Raw genomic sequence first — 19,209 nt, forward strand, 5'->3', positions numbered from 1 at the left:
TCCGGGGGCTGGGGGTGCGGGGACCGGTGGGGGTTATGGGTATCCGGGAACCGTGGGTGCGGGGACCGGGGGGTACGGGTGGCCGGGGATGGCGGCCGTGCCTGCGCCCAGTAACGGGCTGGGGACTTCGGCCCTTGTGCTCGGGATCATCTCGGCCGTGGTGTTCTGTGCGTGGCCGGTGTCCATCCTGCTGGGGGTGCTTGCGCTGATCTTCGGGGTGATCGGGCAGGGGAAGGCTCGGCGGGGGGTGGCCACGAATGCGGGGCAGGCGTTGGCCGGGACGATCTGTGGGGCGGTGGGGGTTGTGCTGGGGTTCGCGACGTTGGCCTTTGTGATCGCGACGCGGTAGGGGTTTTCGGGGGTTTTCGCCCCCGCCGCCCCTTCCCGTCCCGTCCTCCAGGGGCTTCGCCCCTTCGACCCCACCAGGGGGCTTTGCCCCCTGGACCCCCATCGGCCCTGAAGGGGCCTCGTCCTCAAGCGTCGGACGGGCTGGTGATGGCCGGGCTGGGTGGTTGCCTGTGGGTGGGTGGGGGTCGGTTCTGAAGGGGCCTTGCCCTCGGGCGCTGGATGGGCTGGAGGTGGCCGGGCTGGGTGGTTGCCTGTGGGTGGGTGGGGGTTGGTCCTGGAGGGGCCTCGTCCTCAAGCGTCGGATGGGCTGGAGGTGGCCGGGCTGGGTGGTTGCCTGTGGGTGGGTGGGGGTTGGTCCTGGAGGGGCCTCGTCCTCAAGCGTCGGACGGGCTGGTATTGCCGGGCTGCGTTTGGTGCCTAGCCCTGCCCCCGTAGCCTCTCCCGTGCCTCCATCAACGCGAAGCCCAGGAGGTTGGGGCCCTTCCAGTGTTCCGGGTTCCAGGCGCCGGGGTCCTTGGCCGAGAGGCCGATGCCCCAGATGCGGTCCACCGGGCTGGCCTCCACAAGGACACGCGTGCCTGTGCTCAGGAGGTAGCTGCGCAGGGAGTCGTTCGAGGCGAACTTGTGGACGCTGCCTTCCACGACTATGCGGAAGCGTTCGCGGGTCCAGAGCTCCTCGGTGAAGTTCTTGACCAGGCGGCCCGCGTTCTTGGCTTCCGAGGGATGGGGCGCGGACAGGACGGCCTGTTCCGCCTCCTTGTCGGCGAACAGGCGGGCCTTCTCCGCCATCATCCAGTGCTCCGCCGTCGGGTAGGTCACGCCGGACACCGTGAAGGGCGACGGCCACCACTGGCTCAGGCAACTCGCGGTGATGCGGCCGTCGGGATGGGGACGATGGCCCCAAAAGTGCAGATACTTAACTTCTGTACCTTTACGGACCTCCCTGATCAGGGCATCCCGAGAGTCGATCTTTTCCATGCACGCGAGTGTGGCACGCACCACTGACACTCCGTACTTGCTTTTTCGCGTTCACTCGACACCTGGTCGACAGATTCCGTCGCGTAACCAAAAGGCAACAACGGAATCACTTGTTGGAGTCTCATTGCTCTGTCAGGATCGGCAGTCAAATCGAGCTGGAGCTACGCCACCCGCCCCCGTCGACGGCGGGGCGAAGGCGGAGGAGAGCGACATGCACAACCCGGGCAGCACCCCGGAACGATTCCCCGCGCGCGAGCGCTTCGCCGCCGGCGCGCAGTACATCGCGGGCCGCTACACCAAGGGCACCTCCGGCCGCACCCACGCGGTCGTCGACCCGGCCACGGGGGAGGAGGTCCTGACCTACGAGCTGGCCGGTGCGGCGGATGTCGATGCCGCCGTGGCCGCGGCCAAGGCCGCCTTCCCGGGCTGGTCCGGTGCCACCCCCGGTGAGCGCTCCGACGCGCTGCACAAGCTCGCCGCCGTGCTCGCCGAGCGCGCCGAGGACTTCGCCCGCGCGGAGTCCCTGCAGTGCGGCAAGCCGCTGAAGCTCACCCGTGAGTTCGACGTGCCGGGGACCCTGGACAACACGTCGTTCTTCGCGGGTGCCGCCCGGCATCTGCAGGGGCAGTCGGCGGGGGAGTACTCCGGCGACCACACCTCGTACGTACGCCGGGAACCCATCGGCGTCGTCGGCTCCATCGCGCCCTGGAACTACCCCCTCCAGATGGCCGCCTGGAAGATCCTCCCGGCGATCGCCGCGGGCAACACCATCGTGCTCAAGCCCGCCGAGCTGACCCCGCTCACCTCGCTGATGTTCGCCGAGGCCTGCACCGAGGCCGGTATCCCCGACGGTGTCGTCAACATCGTCACCGGGACGGGCCTGGAGGCGGGGGAACACCTCGTCGGGCACCCGGACGTCGTCATGACCTCCTTCACCGGGTCCACCGCCGTCGGCAAGCGGGTCGCCGAGATCGCCACCGCCACCGTCAAGCGGATCCACCTGGAGCTCGGCGGCAAGGCCCCCTTCGTGGTCTTCGACGACGCGGACCTGGAGGCCGCCGCCAACGGCGCCGTCGCGGGCGCCCTCATCAACACCGGGCAGGACTGCACCGCCGCCACGCGCGCGTACGTGCAGCGGCCGCTGTACGAGGCGTTCGTGGAGCGGACCGCCGCGCTCATGGAGAGCGTCCGGCTCGGTGACCCCTTCGCCGGAGGGACCGACCTCGGCCCGCTGATCTCGCATGTGCAGCGGGACAGGGTCGCCGGGTTCGTCGACCGGGCGCGAGGCTACGCGCGCGTGGTGACCGGAGGGGAGGCGCCGCAGGGGGAACTGAAGAACGGCGCCTACTACCTGCCCACCCTCATCGCCGACGCCGCCCAGGACAGCGAGGTCGTGCAGTCCGAGATCTTCGGGCCCGTCCTCGTGGTGCTGCCCTTCGACACCGACGACGAGGGGATCGCGCTGGCCAACGGCACGCCGTACGGTCTCGCCGCCTCCGCCTGGAGCCGGGACGTCTACCGGGCCAACCGTGCCACCCGGGAGATCAAGGCCGGCTGCGTGTGGGTGAACGACCACATCCCGATCATCAGCGAGATGCCGCACGGCGGGTACAAGGCGTCCGGCTTCGGCAAGGACATGTCAGCGTACTCGTTCGAGGAGTACACCCAGATCAAGCACGTTATGTTCGATAACACGGCGGTGGCCAGAAAGGACTGGCACCGCACCATCTTCGGGGACCGTTAGCAGCCAGGCCGCCCGACCCGCGGCCGCCCACCCGAAAGGGCACCAAGCGCATGGAGCAGTACGAGCCCGACCGCCTGTCCCCGGCCCAAGTGGCCGCCATGCGGCGCAGTCTCCGTAACGGCAGGGCCTCCCTCAGCCGCCGTTCGATGCTGCGCGCCTCCGCCGGCGGGGCTCTCGCGGTCGGCGGTCTGGGGACGCTGAGCGCCTGCGGCATCCCGGCCGCGGGCCGGACCGAGGGCGGGGAGTCCACCGACGACCGCTCGGACAAGGAGAAGTCCGTCAACTTCTCCAACTGGACCGAGTACATGGACGTCGACGACAGCGGCAAGCGCCACCCCACCCTCGACACGTTCACCGAGCGGACCGGTATCAAGGTCAAATACACCGAGGACATCAACGACAACGTCGAGTTCTTCGGGAAGATCAAGCCGCAGCTCGCCGCCGGTCAGGACACCGGACGTGACCTGATCTGCGTCACCGACTGGCTCGCCGCCCGGATGATCCGCCTCGGCTGGGTCCAGAAACTGGACCCGGCCAACCTGCCGAACGCCTACGCCAACCTCTCCCCCCAGTTCCGCTCCCCGGACTGGGACCCGGGACGGGCGTACTCCTACGTCTGGCAGGGCATCTCCACCGTCATCGCCTACAACAAGAAGGCGCTCGACGGGGTCGAGGTCAAGACGCTCTCCGACCTGCTGGACAACCCCAAGCTCAAGGGCCGGGTCGGGGCCCTGTCCGAGATGCGCGACACCGTCGGTATGACCCTGCTGGACATGGGCAAGGACCCGGGCGACTTCACCGACGACGACTTCGACGCGGCCATCGCCCGCCTGCAGAAGGCCGTCGACAAGGGGCAGATCCGCCGCTTCACCGGCAACGACTACACCTCCGACCTGAGCAGCGGCGACTTCGCCGCCTGCATCGCCTGGGCCGGTGACGTGGTCCAGCTCAAGGCCGACAGCCCGGACATCGACTTCGTCATCCCGGACAGCGGCTACATGACGTCCACCGACAACCTGCTGATCCCCAACAAGGCCCGGCACAAGAAGAACGCCGAACGGCTCATCGACTACTACTACGAGCCCAAGGCGGCCGCCCAGCTCGCCGCGTACATCAACTTCGTCTGTCCCGTCGAGGGCGCCAAGGCGGAGCTGGCGAAGATCGACGAGGACGCGGCGAACAACCCGCTGATCATCCCGGACAAGGCCATGGCCGCCAAGTCCCGCGCCTTCCGCTCGCTGAGCTCGAAGGAAGAGACCGCATTTGAAGAGAAGTTCGCGAAGCTGACGGGGGCGTGACCGACGTGACGAACAAGAACGACAACACCGGCGACGTCCGCCTCAGCGGCATCAGCAAGACGTACGGCAGCTTCACCGCCGTGCACCCGCTGGACCTGACCGTGCCCCAGGGCTCCTTCTTCGCCCTGCTCGGCGCCTCCGGCTGCGGCAAGACCACCACCCTGCGCATGATCGCGGGCCTGGAGGAGCCGACCTCCGGCACCGTCCACCTCGGCGACCAGGACGTCACCCGGCTGCCCCCCTACAAGCGGCCGGTCAACACCGTCTTCCAGTCCTACGCCCTCTTCCCGCACCTCGACATCTTCGAGAACGTCGCCTTCGGCCTGCGCCGGCGCGGCATCAAGAGCGTGAAGAAGCAGGTCGAGGACATGCTGGAGCTGGTCCAGCTCGGCGAGCAGGCCCGCAAGAAGCCGCACCAGCTCTCCGGCGGCCAGCAGCAGCGCGTCGCCGTCGCCCGCGCGCTGATCAACCACCCCAAGGTGCTCCTCCTCGACGAGCCGCTCGGCGCCCTCGACCTCAAGCTGCGCCGCCAGATGCAGCTGGAGCTCAAGCGGATCCAGACCGAGGTCGGCATCACCTTCGTGCACGTCACGCACGACCAGGAGGAGGCCATGACCATGGCCGACACGGTCGCCGTGATGAACGCGGGCCGCGTCGAACAGCTCGGCGCCCCCGCCGACCTCTACGAGAACCCGAAGACCACCTTCGTCGCCAACTTCCTCGGCACCTCCAACCTCATCGAGGCCGAGGTCGACACCAAGAGCGGCGACGACATCGTCCTCAAGGCGGGCGGCGGCAAGCTCGTCCTGCCCGCCGCACGCTGCTCCGCGCCCACCACGACCGGCGGCAAGGTGCTGGTCGGGGTGCGCCCGGAGAAGATCTCCCTCGCCCACGCCGACGACGCCGGCGAGATCCCCGAGGGCCGCAACCGGATCACCGGCACCATCGCCGACGCCTCGTTCATCGGCGTCTCCACGCAGTACGTCATCGACAGCCCGGTCTGCCCGGAGCTCGCGGTCTACGCCCAGAACGTCGACCGCGACGCCCGGCTCGTCCCCGGCGCCGAGGTCGTCCTGCACTGGGCCCCGGCCCACACCTTCGGTCTGGACGCCGCCCAGGACATCGACGCCGGCATCCAGGAAGAGGCGGTCTGATGGCGACGGTCACCGAGGCGCCGCCGCTGGCGCCAGCCCCCGAGAAGAAGCCCCCGCGCAAGCGGGGCCGCTGGACGCCGTACCTGCTGCTGCTGCCCGGTCTGGCCTGGCTGTTCGTGTTCTTCGCGCTGCCGATGGTCTACCAGGCGTCGACCTCGATCCAGACCGGCTCGCTGGAAGAGGGCTACGAGGTCACCTGGCACTTCGCCACCTACTGGGACGCGCTCACCGAGTACTACCCGCAGTTCCTGCGGTCGGTGCTGTACGCCGGGTCCGCGACGATCCTGTGTCTGCTGCTGGGCTATCCGCTGGCGTACCTGATCGCCTTCCGCGCGGGACGCTGGCGCAATCTGATCATGATCCTGGTGATCGCGCCGTTCTTCACCAGCTTCCTGATCCGCACCCTGGCCTGGAAGACGATCCTCGCGGACAACGGCCCGGTCGTGGAGGCGCTCAACACGCTGCACGTCCTGGACGTCACCAGCTGGCTCGGCATGACGGTCGGCGACCGGGTACTGGCCACGCCGCTCGCGGTCGTGTGCGGTCTGACGTACAACTTCCTGCCGTTCATGATCCTTCCGCTGTACACCTCGCTGGAGCGGATCGACCCCCGGCTGCACGAGGCCGCCGGCGATCTGTACGCCAAGCCCAGCACGACCTTCCGCAAGGTCACCTTCCCGCTGTCGATGCCCGGCGTGGTCTCCGGCACGCTCCTCACCTTCATCCCGGCCGCCGGTGACTACGTCAACGCCGATCTGCTCGGCTCCACCGACACCCGGATGATCGGCAATGTCATCCAGTCGCAGTTCCTGAGGATTCTCGACTACCCGACAGCCGCCGCCCTTTCCTTCATCCTGATGTTCGCGATCCTCATCATGGTCACGCTCTACATCCGCAAGTCGGGGACGGAGGATCTGGTTTAAATGGCCTTCGTCAACTGGCTCAAGCGCAATTTCGTCGTCATCGCGGGCCTGATCACGCTCGGATACCTGCTGCTGCCCAATGTGATCGTGACGATCTTCTCGTTCAACGACCCCAAGGGCCGCTTCAACTACGAGTGGCAGAAATTCTCCACCGACGCCTGGACCGACCCGTGCGGCGTCTCGGGGCTGTGCGACTCGCTCGGCCTCAGCCTCCAGATCGCCCTGTGGGCGACGCTGGCCGCCACTCTGCTCGGCGCGATGATCGCCTTCGCCCTGGTCCGCTACCGGTTCCGGGCGCGTGGCGCGGTCAACTCGCTGATCTTCATGCCGATGGCGATGCCCGAGGTCGTCATGGCCGCCTCGCTGCTCACCCTGTTCCTCAACATGGGCATCCAGCTGGGCTTCTGGACGATCCTCATCGCCCACATCATGTTCTGCCTCAGTTTCGTCGTGACCGCCGTCAAGGCGCGCGTGATGTCGATGGACCCGAGGCTGGAGCAGGCCGCGCAGGACCTGTACGCGGGACCGTTCCAGACCTTCGTCCGGGTCACCCTGCCGATCGCGGCACCCGGCATCGCCGCGGGCGCGCTGCTCGCCTTCGCGCTCTCCTTCGACGACTTCATCATCACCAACTTCAACGCGGGCTCCACCGTCACCTTCCCCATGTTCGTCTGGGGCTCGGCCCAGCGCGGAACGCCCGTTCAGATCAATGTCATCGGCACCGCGATGTTCATCATCGCCGTCCTGCTGGTGCTGGTCTCCATGGTGATCAGCAACCGCCGCAACAAGCAGAAGGCATAACGCCTTTCCGCCCATTCCCGTACGCCCATTCCCGTAGGGAGTTGAAATCATGGCCCCAAGCGCCATGAGCCGTTGGACAAAGGCACTTTCCGAAGCGCAGCCGGTTCCGTACTGGCTGGACGACCCCGGCAGGCCCCGCCCCGAGCCCGCCCTGACCGGCGCCGAGACCTGCGACCTGCTGGTCGTCGGCGGCGGGTACAGCGGACTGTGGACCGCGCTCCTGGCCAAGGAGCGCGACCCCGCACGGGACGTCGTCCTGCTGGAGGGCCGCGAGGTGGGCTGGGCCGCCTCCGGCCGCAACGGCGGCTTCTGCGCCGCCTCCCTCACCCACGGGCTGCCCAACGGGCTGACCCGCTGGCCCGACGAGATCCACAAGCTGGAGGAGCTGGGCGCCCGCAACCTCGACGAGATCGAGGCGGCGGTCGCCCGCCACTCCATCGACTGCGACTTCGAGCGCACCGGCGAGATCGATGTCGCCACCGAGCCCTACCAGGCGTCGGAACTGCGCGACTGGCACGAGGAGATCCAGCGCCGGGGCCTCGCCGAGGGCATCGAGTACCTGGACGCCGACGCTGTGCGCGAACAGGTCGACTCACCGACCTTCCAGGCGGGCCTGTACGACCGCCGCGGCGTCGCCATGCTCAACCCCGCCAAGCTGGTCTGGGGGCTGAAGGCGGCCTGCGTCCGGCTCGGCGTCCGCGTCTACGAGCACACCCCGGCCCTCACCCTGAAGCAGTACGGCGCCGGCATGGCCGTCCGCACACCGTACGGACAGGTCCGGGCCCGCCGGGTCGCCCTCGGCACCAACATCTTCCCGAACCTGGTCAAGCGGGTGCGCCCCTACACGGTGCCGGTCTACGACTACGCCCTGATGACCGAGCCGCTCACCGACGACCAGCTCAAGGAGATCGGCTGGCAGGGCAGGCAGGGCCTCGGTGACAGCGCCAACCAGTTCCACTACTTCCGGCTCTCCGCCGACAACCGGATCCTGTGGGGCGGCTACGACGCCATCTACCCCTACGGTGGCCGGGTGCGCGCCGAGTACGACGACCGGCCCGAGACGTACGCCAAGCTCGCCGGGCACTTCTTCACCTGTTTCCCGCAGTTGGAGGGGCTGCGCTTCACCCACGCCTGGGGCGGCGCGATCGACACCTGCTCGCGGTTCTCGGCGTTCTTCGGCACCGCCCACCAGGGCCGGGTCGCCTACGCGGCGGGCTTCACCGGGCTCGGCGTTGGTGCCACCCGCTTCGGCGCCGATGTGATGCTGGACCTGCTGGCCGGGGAGCGCACCGAGCGCACCGAACTGGAGATGGTCCGCAAGAAGCCGCTGCCGTTCCCGCCCGAGCCGTTCGCCTGGACGGGGATCGCGCTCACCAAGTGGTCGCTGGCCCGCGCCGACGCGCACGGGGGACGGCGCAATCTGTGGCTGAAGACGATGGACCGGCTGGGGCTGGGCTTCGACAGCTGAGCCCGATGACATGTGACTGTGACTCACTTCACTCCTACGGGGGAGGAGAAGTCGCGTAATGGCAGGCGGGGACCTCGCTCTCCCTCGTGACGCACAAGGCGTCCACGAAGGAAAGGGAGGTCCCCGTCATGACAGGGGCGAAGACGGCGCTCGAATGGCTCGCGTCCGTGGCACCGGACCCCGAGGCCTGCCGCTGGGAGTGGGAGCGCAACGCCCAGGGCGTGGCCCTGCTGCCCGCAGGGCGGGCCTGGGACGTACTGATCCTGCCCGCCGAACTGGGCTATCCGACGCTCGACGTACTGACCCGCATCCTCGACCAACCCGGGCCGGTGCTGGTCGACTTCGGCGACTCGCGCATGGGGTTCTTCGTACCGCCGGGCACCGCGGCCCGCTGGCTCGGCACCGGGATCCGCACCGCGGGCGCCGGCACCTGGATCGTGGTGCCCTACCCCGGGCGCTCGACCGGCGGGGTGCGCTGGCTGGTCGCGCCGGACGGCTCCGGGACGCTGACCGATCCGGCACTGCTCGAACTGGCCATGCACGAGGCGGCGGCGGGTCTGGCGAGCGAGGAGGACGGCAGGTCTTGACAAGCTGATTGGTCTGGACCAAGTTGGGTGCGATCCACCCTCCAATTCCCCCATGTCCGGAGGCACTTGTGGACCGCACCAGACCATCTCGCCCCAGATCCGCCGTCGCCGTGCTCACGGCCACCCTGCTGGCCGCAGCCGGCGTCACCGCGCTGTCGTCGGCCGCCCGTGCGGCCGACGCCGACCTCGTCCGCAACGGCGGCTTCGAATCCGGCCTCGGCGACTGGAGCTGTACGGCGGGTACGACCGTCAACTCGCCCGTTCACAGCGGCAGTTCGGCGCTCCAGGCGACCCCGGCCGGGAGCGACAACGCCCGGTGCGCGCAGACGGTGACGGTGAAACCGGACGCCCAGTACACGCTCTCCGGCTATGTCCGGGGCTCCTACGTCTACCTCGGCGCGAGCGGCACCGGCACCACCGACGTCTCCACCTGGACCCAGTCGGCGCCCAACTGGCAGCAGCTCACGACGACTTTCCGCACCGGCCCGTCGACCACCAAGGTCACGATCTACACCCACGGCTGGTACGGCACCGGCGCCTATCACGCCGACGACGTCTCCCTGGTCGGCCCGTCCGTCGACCCGGGTCAGCCCCCGGCCCCGCCGACCGGCCTGAAGACCGGCACCGTCACCTCCACGAGCGTGGCCCTGTCCTGGACCGCCTCACCCGGCGCCACCTCCTACGCCGTCTACCGCGACGGCACCAAGGTCCGTACCGTCAGCGGCACTTCGGCCACCGTGACCGGCCTCGCCCCGCAGACGGCGTACGCCTTCCAGGTCACCGCGGTCAACGACGCCGGGGAGTCCGCGAAGTCGGCCACGGTCACCGCGACCACCACGGCGGGCGGAGGCGGGAACACCGACCTCCCGCCGCACGCCCTCGTCGGCTATCTGCACGCCAGTTTCGCCAACGGCTCGGGCTATACCCGGCTCGCCGACGTCCCCGACAGCTGGGACGTCATCGACCTGGCCTTCGGCGAGCCCACCTCGGTCACCTCCGGGGACATCCGCTTCGACCGCTGCCCGGCCACCGAATGCCCCGGCGTCGAGAGCGAGGCCGAGTTCAAGGCCGCCATCAGGGACAAGCAGGCGGCGGGCAAGAAGGTGCTGATCTCCATCGGCGGCCAGAACGGGCAGGTCCAGCTGACCACGGCCCAGGCCCGCGACACCTTCGTCTCCTCGGTCTCGCGGATTATCGACGAGTACGGACTGGACGGCCTCGACATCGACTTCGAGGGCCACTCGCTGTCCCTGAACGCCGACGACACCGATTTCAAGAACCCGAAGACCCCGGTGATCGTCAACCTGATCTCGGCGCTGAAGACCCTGAAGGCCCGCTACGGCGACGACTTCGTCCTCACCATGGCCCCGGAGACGTTCTTCGTGCAGCTCGGCTACCAGTACTACGGCACCGGCAAGTGGGGCGGCCAGGACCCGAGGGCCGGGGCCTATCTCCCGGTCATCCACGCCCTGCGCGACGACCTGACCCTGCTGCACGTCCAGGACTACAACTCCGGGCCGATCATGGGCCTGGACAACCAGTACCACTCGATGGGCGGCGCCGACTTCCACATCGCCATGACCGACATGCTGCTCACCGGCTTCCCGGTCGCGGGCGACGCGAACAACGTCTTCCCGCCGCTGCGGGCGGACCAGGTGGCGATCGGCATGCCGGCCTCGACCAACGCCGGGAACGGCCATGTGCCGCCCGCCGAGGTGGTGAAGACCCTGGACTGCCTGACGAGGAAGGCGAACTGCGGCTCGTACGCCACCCATGGCACCTGGCCCGAACTGCGCGGTCTGATGACCTGGTCGATCAACTGGGACCGGTACTCGAACTGGGAGTTCCAGCGGACGTTCGACGGCTACTTCGGCTGACGAGCAGGACGTACGACGTCAGCAGCACCGCGCCGAGGCACCAACTGGCCACCACGTCCAGTGGCCAGTGGTAGCCGCGCCGGACGAGTCCGTAGGAGACGCCGAGCACGAGGGCGGCGCAGACGGTGACCAGGGCGCGGCGGGCCGCCGTGGACCGCAGTCGGGGGAGGAGGAGTAGGGCGGTGGCGCCGTAGGCGATGACGGCGGTCGCGGTGTGGCCGGAGGGGAAGTAGCCGGTGGCCGGTGGCACGGCCGGGGTGCCGGGGCGGTCGGTCAGCGCCTTGAGCGGGACGACCAGCGCCGGGACCAGGGCCATCAGCAGCAGGGCGGCCGTGGGCGGCCACCACCAGCGGTCTGTACCGGTGCGCCGGGCGCGCAGGGCGGCGTAGAGCGCGGCGAGGGCCAGGACCGGTACGGCGACCGGGATGTCGCCCAGGTCGGAGAGGAGTTCGGAGAGGCGGTCGGGGTGGACGAGTGCCCTGCTCAGGCGCTCGTCCAGCCGCACCAGCGGGCCGTCGGCCACGACCTGCCAGGTGATCACCGCGAAGAGAAGAAGAGGGACTGCCAGAAGTCCGAGGAGGGAGGTCGGCCGCCCCGGAACAGGGGGGGTAGTTCCGAGGCAGCCGTCCGGACCGGGTCGTCGCGCGCCCCGGGGGGTTTGGGGCGGGCGACTGTCCGATCGGTGAGGAGATCCGGGACCGGAGGCCCCGGTTGTGTGCGCGAGGGCACGACCAGGCCGAAGCTGGGGAGGCCCCGTCCTGAAGTCGCCCACAGTCCCCTGTGGGCGGGGTGTATCTCTCATCTGGGTAGAACCTACGACAGGGGGTGTGCCCGTGACAGCCGGAATCGAGACCTGACAGACACCCCGCACACGTTCTTCACACCCTCTGCCACCGAGCGGTAGCGGTTCGCAGGCGGTCAGATGTGGGAGAACGCCTGCTCGATGATGTCGAGGCCCTCGTTCAGCAGGTCCTCGCCGATCACCAGCGGGGGCAGGAAGCGCAGCACGTTGCCGTAGGTGCCACAGGTCAGGACCAGCAGGCCCTCCGCGTGGCAGGCCTTGGCGAGCGCGGCGGTGGCCTCCGGGTTGGGCTCCTTGGTGGCGCGGTCCTTGACCAGCTCGATGGCGATCATGGCGCCGCGGCCGCGGACGTCGCCGATGATGTCGAACTTCTCGGCCATGGCGGTGAGACGGGCCTTCATGACCGCCTCGATGTTCTTCGCCTTGGCGTTGAGGTCCAGCTCCTTCATCGTCTCGATCGCGCCCAGCGCGCCCGCGCAGGCGACCGGGTTACCGCCGTAGGTGCCGCCGAGGCCGCCGGCGTGGGCGGCGTCCATGATCTCCGCGCGGCCGGTGACGGCGGCGAGCGGCAGACCGCCCGCGATGCCCTTGGCGGTGGTGATCAGGTCCGGGACGATGCCCTCGTCCTCGCAGGCGAACCACTGGCCGGTACGGCAGAAGCCGGACTGGATCTCGTCGGCGACGAAGACGATGCCGTTGTCGTTGGCGAACTTCACGATCGCCGGCAGGAAGCCCTTGGCGGGCTCGATGAAGCCGCCCTCGCCGAGCACCGGCTCGATGATGATCGCGGCGACGTTCTCCGGGCCGATCTGCTTGGTGATCTGGTCGATGGCCTGCGCGGCGGCCTCGGGTCCGGCGTTCTCCGGGCCGGTCGGCCAGCGGTAGCCGTAGGCCACCGGGACGCGGTAGACCTCGGGCGCGAAGGGACCGAAGCCGTGCTTGTACGGCATGTTCTTCGCGGTCAGCGCCATCGTGAGGTTCGTACGGCCGTGGTAGCCGTGGTCGAAGACCACGACGGCCTGGCGCTTGGTGTACGCACGGGCGATCTTGACGGCGTTCTCGACGGCCTCGGCGCCGGAGTTGAACAGCGCGGACTTCTTGGCGTGGTCACCCGGGGTCAGCTCGGCGAGCGCCTCGGCGACCTCGACGTAGCCCTCGTAGGGCGTGACCATGAAACAGGTGTGGGTGAAGTCGGCGAGCTGGGCGGAGGCGCGCCGGACGACGGCCTCGGCGGAGGCGCCGACGGAGGTCACGGCGATACCGGAGCCGAAGTCGATCAGACGGTTGCCGTCGACGTCCTCGATGATGCCGCCGCCCGCACGCGCGGTGAACACCGGCAGCACGGAGCCCACACCCTGCGCCACCGCGGCGAGGCGGCGGGACTGCAGCTCCTGCGACTTCGGGCCGGGAATGGCGGTGACGACGCGGCGCTCCTGCGGAAGGTCGGTCATGGGGGGCTCCTGGGTGTTTCGCGGACGCTTGTTTTCTCTTTTCTCGCAGGCTAGGACGGCGAGCGGGGGGTGGGCATGCTCCATGTGGGCGTTGTCGGGGGAGTGGGTTGTCCGTGGTGGACATAGCGGGGTTCCGGCCCCGTCCAGCGCGCCGGGGCGCCAAACGGTGAACTCCCTTTGCCGGGGCGTTAGATTGACTCGCTGACGTACGTACGGAACGGCTGGTCAGGGGGAAAGGGCACATGGACAGCGACGGGACGCAGGAGGCTCGGGGTACTCATGCGAACCCGGTGCCGCGATCACGCTCCGCTGTACCGCCGATGCCCACGACACCGCCCAGGCCGGACGGCTCGGCCTTCCTGTCCTGGCTGCGCACCCCCCGCCCGGAGGCCGCGCCCGGGGTCTGGCGGTTCGGCCATGTGCCCCGGCCCGAGCAGGAGCCGGAGGTCATTCCCGCACGTCAGCTCTTCAGCGGGGCGCTGATCGCGTTCCTGGTGGGCTGGCTGGTGTGGTCGCTGCTGTGGAACGGCTACCTGGGCGGCTGGTGGGTGCTGCCGCTCACCGCCATGACGGACTCGTGGACCGACCCCCACTCGATGAGCCGGGTCGTCCTCAGCTACGCCTGGTACGTGATCGTCGCCCTGACGATCATGATCAGCGTCGGCCGCCTCGGCCGCTGGTCCGAGATCTGGCGCCGCTACCTCGCCCCCGGCCTGCGCCGCCTCACCACCCCGCAGCCCGGCCAGGCGCCCCCGCCGCCGCAGGAGGACCCCGCTCAGTGGCCCCAGCTCCGCGCCGCCGGTGCCGTCGACGCCGCCGAGCGGCTGGCGCAGGAGGCCAGGGCCGGGCTGATGCGGGACGTCGATCATGCCCGGATCAGCCGGGCCTGGCAGGGCGTGAAGAGCGGGCGGCACAGTCTGGCGACGTTCACCGGGGCCGTGCTGAAGGACGGGGCCGCCGCCTGTCTGCACCCCTCCGGGGAGCGGGATCTGCCCACCCGGCTGGCGCGGCACGATCTGCTCACCGGGCAGGTGCGGCTCGGCACCACCGCCGACGACGCCCGCAACCCGTACGCCTACCGCGGCACCGGCCTCGCCCTCGGCCCCGAGCTGCTCGGCACCTCACTGCTGGCCGTCGGCCCGGCGGGGTCCGGGAAGACCGGGACCGTCGTACGGCCGCTCACGGAGTCGCTGTGCCTGCACGCGCTCGCCGGACGGGCCGCTGTCGTGGTGGTCGGCGCAGCGGGCGCCGGGATCGGCCCGGCGGACGCCTACGACGTGGTCGTCCGCATCGGCAACCCCGAGTCCGTGTACGACCTCGACCTGTACGGCGGCACCACCGACCCCGACGAGGCCGCCGCCGTCCTCGCCGAGGCGCTGGTCGGGGACCTCGCCGACCCGCACCCCGGCAACGACAGCCGCCGCTCCACCACCGTGCTGGCCCAGCTGCTCGGCCCGTTCCGGGCGGTGCACGGACGCTTCCCGTCCGTCCCGGAGCTGCGCCAGCTCCTCGACGGAGCCCCCGCCCCCCTGGCCGCCCTGCGCACCGCCCTCGAAGGCTCCGGACAGGAATCGCTGCTGCGCGAACTGGACGCACGGGAGCGGCAGTTGGCGCACCCGGGTGACGTGGCCGGAGTGCTCGCCGACCGGGTGGCGCTGCTGGACCGGCCCGCCTTCGCCGGGTTCTTCGACACCTCCGGGCAGTCCCGGCCGTTCTCGCTCAAGGCCCTCGACCACCCGGTGCGGGTCCGTATCGACCTGCCCGCGCGCGGGCACGCGGACGCCTCCCGGATCCTGGCCCGGCTGGTGCTCGCCCAGTTCTCGGCGAGCGTCGCCGTCCGCGAGGACCGGTCCCTGTTCGCCTGCCTGGTCCTCGACGACGCGACCGGCGTCATCACGCCCGAGGCCGTCCGCGGCATCCAGCGTCTGCGCTCCGGCAACGCCGGCGCCGTCCTCACCCTGCGCACCCTGGACGACGTGCCCAGGCCCCTGCGCGGACCGCTGCTCGGCGCGACGGGGTGCCGGATGGCGCTGTCCGGGCTCACTCCGTGGGACGGGCAGGACTTCGCCGAGGTGTGGGGCAAGGAGTGGACCGAGGCCCGCGACGTCACCGACCGGCAGATCATCGCCGAGACCCCGGCCGGGAAGGCCCTGCACGCGGTGCGCCGGGTCATCACCGGCCATGCTCCGACCGCCCGCGCCGTTACCGTCCGCCAGGTCGAGCGGGAGCGCTGGTCCGCCTCCGAGCTTGCGCACGCGCTGCCGCCGGGACACGCGGTGCTGTCGCTCACCACCGTGCGCGGGGAGCACGCGCCGCCGCTCCTGGTCGATCTGCGGGAGTGATCCCACTACCGTACGGTGAGGCAGAATCGGCACAGGCCGTTCATACGCGGCGGCCAAAAGATCAGCACGATCGCACCGACGTCACCGACCTGAAGGCCCCATGCCTCCCACGCTCGCCTCGCTCGTCCACCACTCCGCGCTCAAGCTGACCGTGCGCGCGGGCGAGGACCGGCTGGACGTGCCCGTCCGCTGGGCCCACGTCAGCGAGCTGGCCGACCCCGTCCCCTACATGGAGGGCGGCGAGCTGCTGCTGATCACCGCGTTGAAGCTGGACGCCGAGGACCCCGAGGCGATGCGCCGCTACGTGAAGCGGCTGGTGGGCGCCGGAGTGGTCGGGCTCGGCTTCGCCGTCGGCGTGAACTACGACGACATCCCCGAGGCCCTGGTCGACGCCGCCCGCAAGGAAGGGCTGCCACTGCTGGAGGTGCCGCGCCGCACCCCCTTCCTCGCCATCAGCAAGGCCGTCTCGGCGGCCATCGCGGCCGACCAGTACCGGGCGGTCACGGCCGGGTTCGCCGCCCAGCGCGAGCTGACCAAGCAGGCCCTCACCCACGGCCCCGAGGGCCTGCTGGCGGCGCTCGCCGCGCAGGTCGACGGCTGGGCCGCGCTCTACGACGCCTCCGGCGCCGTCGTCGCCACCGCCCCCGAGTGGGCGGGCCGCAGGGCCGCCCGGCTCACCCCGGACGTGGAGCGGCTGCGCGAACGCCCGGCGCCGGCCTCCTCCGTCGTCGGCGGACCGGACAACGAGGACCGCGTCGAACTGCACACCCTCGGCACCGGCCGCAGACCCCGCGCCGCCCTCGCCGTCGGCACGGCCGCCGCCCTCGGCACCGCCGAGCGCTACGCCGTCCACTCCGCGATCGCCCTGCTCACCCTGACCACGGAACGCTCCCGCTCCCTGCACGCGGCCGAGCAGCGCGTCGGCACCGCCGTCCTGCGCATGCTGCTCGCCGGGGAGCCGGACCACGCCCGCGCGGTCGCCGGGGACCTGTACGGCGGACTGCTCGACGCGCCCTTCCGGATGATCGTCGCGGAGACGGTCGCCGTGTCCGGCTCGGCCACCGCCGCCCTCGCCGCCGTGGAGAACCCGCCCAAGGCGGCTCCGGCGGCCAAGCCCTCGGCCGCCGTTCTCGCCGCCGCCTCCGACCCGGACGGCGACCCGCTCGGCGCCCTCGCCGAGATCGTCGAGTCCGCCGCCGCGCGCGCCGGGGAGGCCGTGCTGGTCGTTCCGGACGGCGAGCGCCTGGTGGTGCTGGCCGCGGACGGCGGCGCCGCTGTCACCGCCTGCGCCGACTACGCCACCGCGCTGGAGGCGGCCCGCTCGGGCGGCGCCGTACGCGAGAAAGCGCCCGGTGAGGAGGACGAACTCGTCGTCGGGCTCTCCGCCCCGGCCGGTCCGATCGCCGCAGCCGCCGCCTACAAGCAGGCCGAGCAGGCGCTGTCGGTGGCCCGGCGGCGCGGCAGGGTCTTCGTGGAGCACGAGCGGCTGGCGTCCGGCTCGGTGCTGCCGCTGCTCGCCGACGACGCCGTACGGGCGTTCGCGGACGGGCTGCTGCGGCCCCTGTACGAGCACGACGCCACCGGCCGCGGTGACCTGGTCGCCTCGCTGCGGGCCTGGCTGTCCCGGCACGGCCAGTGGGACGCGGCCGCCGCCGACCTCGGCGTCCACCGGCACACCCTGCGCTACCGGATGCGGCGCGTGGAGGAGATCCTCGGCCGCTCCCTGGACGACCCGGACGTACGGATGGAGCTGTGGCTGGCGCTGAAGGCGACCTCCGCCGAATAGCCCACCGCGCCAATCCGTAGCACGGCCCCTCCGCACTACTACGGCTCGGACAAACGCCACCGCGCCCCCGCGCCCCTACCGTGGACCTCGAACCAAGAACTCCACCCCCAACGCGGAAGGGCCGGGACTCCACAATGACTTCCACCCACGCCTTCTGGCTCGCCGGCCGCCAGGTCTCCGGCGAGGACACCTTCGACGTCACCTCCCCCTGGGACGGCCGGGTCGTCGGCAAGGTGAGCGTGCCGACCGACGCCCAGGTCGAGGAGGCCGTGGCCGCCGCGTACGCCGTGCGGGACGAGTTCGCCGCCACCCCGGCGCACGTCCGGGCCGCCGCCCTGGACCACGTCAGCCGCCGGCTCGTGGAGCGCACCGAGGAGATCGCCCAGCTGATCTCCGCCGAGAACGGCAAGCCCATCAAGTGGGCGCGCGGCGAGGTCGGCCGCGCCGTCTCCGTGTTCCGCTTCGCCGCCGAGGAGGCCCGCCGCTTCAACGGGGGCGAGGCCCAGCGCCTGGACACCGACCTCGGCGGCCAGGGGCGGCTCGCGCTGACCCGGCGCTTCCCGAAGGGTGTCGTGCTCGGTATCGCGCCGTTCAACTTCCCGCTGAACCTGTGCGCCCACAAGATCGCCCCCGCGATCGCCGCCGGCGCGCCGATCATCCTCAAGCCGGCCCCGGCCACCCCGCTCTCCGGCCTGATCATCGGTGAGCTGCTGGCCGAGACCGAGCTGCCCGCCGGTTCCTGGTCGATCCTGCCGGTCGCCAACGACCGCATGCCCGCCCTCGTCCAGGACGAGCGGCTGCCGGTGATCTCCTTCACCGGCTCCGAGAAGGTCGGCTACGCGATCATGGAGTCGGTGCCGACCAAGCACTGCACGCTGGAGCTGGGCGGCAACGGCGCGGCCGTCGTGCTCGCCGACTGGGCGAGCGACGAGGACCTGGACTGGGCCGCGACCCGCATCGCGACCTTCTCCAACTACCAGGGCGGCCAGTCCTGCATCTCCGTGCAGCGCGTGATCGTGGACGCCGCCGTCTACGACCGGCTGCTGCCGCGCATCGTCTCCGCCGTCGAGGCCCAGGTCACCGGTGACCCTTCCGACGACAAGACCGACGTCGGCCCGCTGGTCAGCGAGGACGCCGCCAAGCGCGTCGAGGCCTGGGTCAACGAGGCCGTCGAGGCGGGCGCCACGCTGCTCACCGGCGGCAAGCGCGACGGCGCCTCCTACGCGCCGACCGTCGTGACCGACCTGCCCGCCGGCACCACGCTGGCCTGCGAGGAGGTTTTCGGCCCGGTGCTGTCGGTGCAGAAGGTGGAAGGCGAGGCCGAGGCCTTCGCGGCCGTCAACGACTCCAAGTACGGCCTCCAGGCGGGCGTGTTCACCCACGACCTGCAGACCGCCTTCCGCGCGCACCGGGCGCTGGAGGTCGGCGGTGTCGTCATCGGCGACGTGCCCTCCTACCGCGCCGACCAGATGCCTTACGGCGGCGCCAAGCGGTCCGGTGTGGGCCGCGAGGGCGTGAAGTTCGCGATGGACGACTACACCTACGAGCGGGTGCTGGTCCTGACCGGCCTCGCCCTCTGAGCCGACCTGACCCCGGCTCGACGGCCGGAGCCCACTGTGCGGGGGCTCCGGCCGTCATCCATGGGGGGAG

At 70.6% G+C, this 19,209-nt stretch carries 15 protein-coding genes; 12 read left to right on the forward strand and 3 right to left on the reverse strand.

Annotated features, from left to right (window positions below; genetic code table 11):
* Positions 1-136: 136 nt before the first annotated feature.
* Positions 137-349 carry a DUF4190 domain-containing protein gene (locus tag ACZ7L7_RS20610; protein WP_285513691.1) on the forward strand — a complete coding sequence of 71 codons (213 nt, stop codon included), beginning with the start codon at positions 137-139 and terminating at the stop codon, positions 347-349.
* A 416-nt stretch (positions 350-765) separates the two neighbouring features.
* Here the strand turns inward: ACZ7L7_RS20610 and ACZ7L7_RS20615 are convergent, their stop codons facing one another.
* Positions 766-1,326 carry an NADAR family protein gene (locus ACZ7L7_RS20615; protein WP_472076752.1) on the reverse strand — a complete coding sequence of 187 codons (561 nt, stop codon included), beginning with the start codon at positions 1,324-1,326 and terminating at the stop codon, positions 766-768.
* Between the two features lie 211 nt (positions 1,327-1,537).
* Between ACZ7L7_RS20615 and ACZ7L7_RS20620 the strand changes: the two genes are divergently transcribed.
* From ACZ7L7_RS20620 to ACZ7L7_RS20655, 8 genes are all read left to right on the forward strand, one after another.
* Positions 1,538-3,070 (forward strand): gamma-aminobutyraldehyde dehydrogenase, encoded by a 1,533-nt coding sequence (locus ACZ7L7_RS20620; RefSeq protein ID WP_472076754.1) that lies wholly within the window; start codon positions 1,538-1,540, stop codon positions 3,068-3,070.
* Positions 3,071-3,120: 50 nt separating this feature from the next.
* Positions 3,121-4,368, forward strand: a complete 1,248-nt coding sequence (locus ACZ7L7_RS20625; RefSeq protein WP_285513694.1) for a polyamine ABC transporter substrate-binding protein — start codon at positions 3,121-3,123, stop codon at positions 4,366-4,368.
* Positions 4,365-5,522 (forward strand): ABC transporter ATP-binding protein, encoded by a 1,158-nt coding sequence (locus tag ACZ7L7_RS20630; protein WP_471431379.1) that lies wholly within the window; start codon positions 4,365-4,367, stop codon positions 5,520-5,522. Before ACZ7L7_RS20625 ends, ACZ7L7_RS20630 begins: the two co-directional genes overlap by 4 nt.
* Entirely contained in the window at positions 5,522-6,445 is a 924-nt protein-coding gene (locus tag ACZ7L7_RS20635; protein ID WP_285513696.1) for an ABC transporter permease, read from the forward strand. The genes ACZ7L7_RS20630 and ACZ7L7_RS20635 overlap by 1 nt, the downstream gene beginning before the upstream one ends.
* Positions 6,446-7,246: an ABC transporter permease gene (locus ACZ7L7_RS20640; protein ID WP_285513697.1), complete on the forward strand. Its 801-nt coding sequence runs from the start codon at positions 6,446-6,448 to the stop codon at positions 7,244-7,246.
* A 49-nt stretch (positions 7,247-7,295) separates the two neighbouring features.
* Positions 7,296-8,714, forward strand: a complete 1,419-nt coding sequence (locus ACZ7L7_RS20645) for an NAD(P)/FAD-dependent oxidoreductase (RefSeq protein WP_285513698.1) — start codon at positions 7,296-7,298, stop codon at positions 8,712-8,714.
* 128 nt (positions 8,715-8,842) lie between these two features.
* Positions 8,843-9,301: a hypothetical protein gene (locus ACZ7L7_RS20650; protein ID WP_285513699.1), complete on the forward strand. Its 459-nt coding sequence runs from the start codon at positions 8,843-8,845 to the stop codon at positions 9,299-9,301.
* A gap of 68 nt (positions 9,302-9,369) precedes the next feature.
* Complete coding sequence (locus tag ACZ7L7_RS20655) at positions 9,370-11,178, forward strand: chitinase (RefSeq protein ID WP_285513700.1); 1,809 nt, start codon at positions 9,370-9,372, stop codon at positions 11,176-11,178.
* Here ACZ7L7_RS20655 and ACZ7L7_RS20660 read toward each other — a convergent pair.
* Complete coding sequence (locus tag ACZ7L7_RS20660) at positions 11,117-11,719, reverse strand: phosphatase PAP2 family protein (protein ID WP_472076756.1); 603 nt, start codon at positions 11,717-11,719, stop codon at positions 11,117-11,119. The genes ACZ7L7_RS20655 and ACZ7L7_RS20660 overlap by 62 nt on opposite strands.
* A gap of 377 nt (positions 11,720-12,096) precedes the next feature.
* Positions 12,097-13,431, reverse strand: a complete 1,335-nt coding sequence (gene gabT / locus ACZ7L7_RS20665; protein WP_471431387.1) for a 4-aminobutyrate--2-oxoglutarate transaminase — start codon at positions 13,429-13,431, stop codon at positions 12,097-12,099.
* A 242-nt stretch (positions 13,432-13,673) separates the two neighbouring features.
* On the opposite strand from gabT, the gene ACZ7L7_RS20670 reads away from it, so the two are divergent.
* The 3 genes from ACZ7L7_RS20670 (at position 13,674) to ACZ7L7_RS20680 (ending at position 19,139) form a co-directional block, all read left to right on the forward strand.
* Positions 13,674-15,773 carry an ATP-binding protein gene (locus ACZ7L7_RS20670; protein WP_285513703.1) on the forward strand — a complete coding sequence of 700 codons (2,100 nt, stop codon included), beginning with the start codon at positions 13,674-13,676 and terminating at the stop codon, positions 15,771-15,773.
* 100 nt (positions 15,774-15,873) lie between these two features.
* A complete protein-coding gene (locus tag ACZ7L7_RS20675) occupies positions 15,874-17,559 on the forward strand; it encodes a PucR family transcriptional regulator (protein ID WP_471592944.1) in 1,686 nt (561 codons plus the stop codon).
* A 134-nt stretch (positions 17,560-17,693) separates the two neighbouring features.
* Entirely contained in the window at positions 17,694-19,139 is a 1,446-nt protein-coding gene (locus ACZ7L7_RS20680; RefSeq protein WP_471592945.1) for an aldehyde dehydrogenase family protein, read from the forward strand.
* The last annotated feature ends 70 nt before the right edge of the window (positions 19,140-19,209 follow it).

Source organism: Streptomyces sp. NPDC110618 (assembly GCF_055657065.1).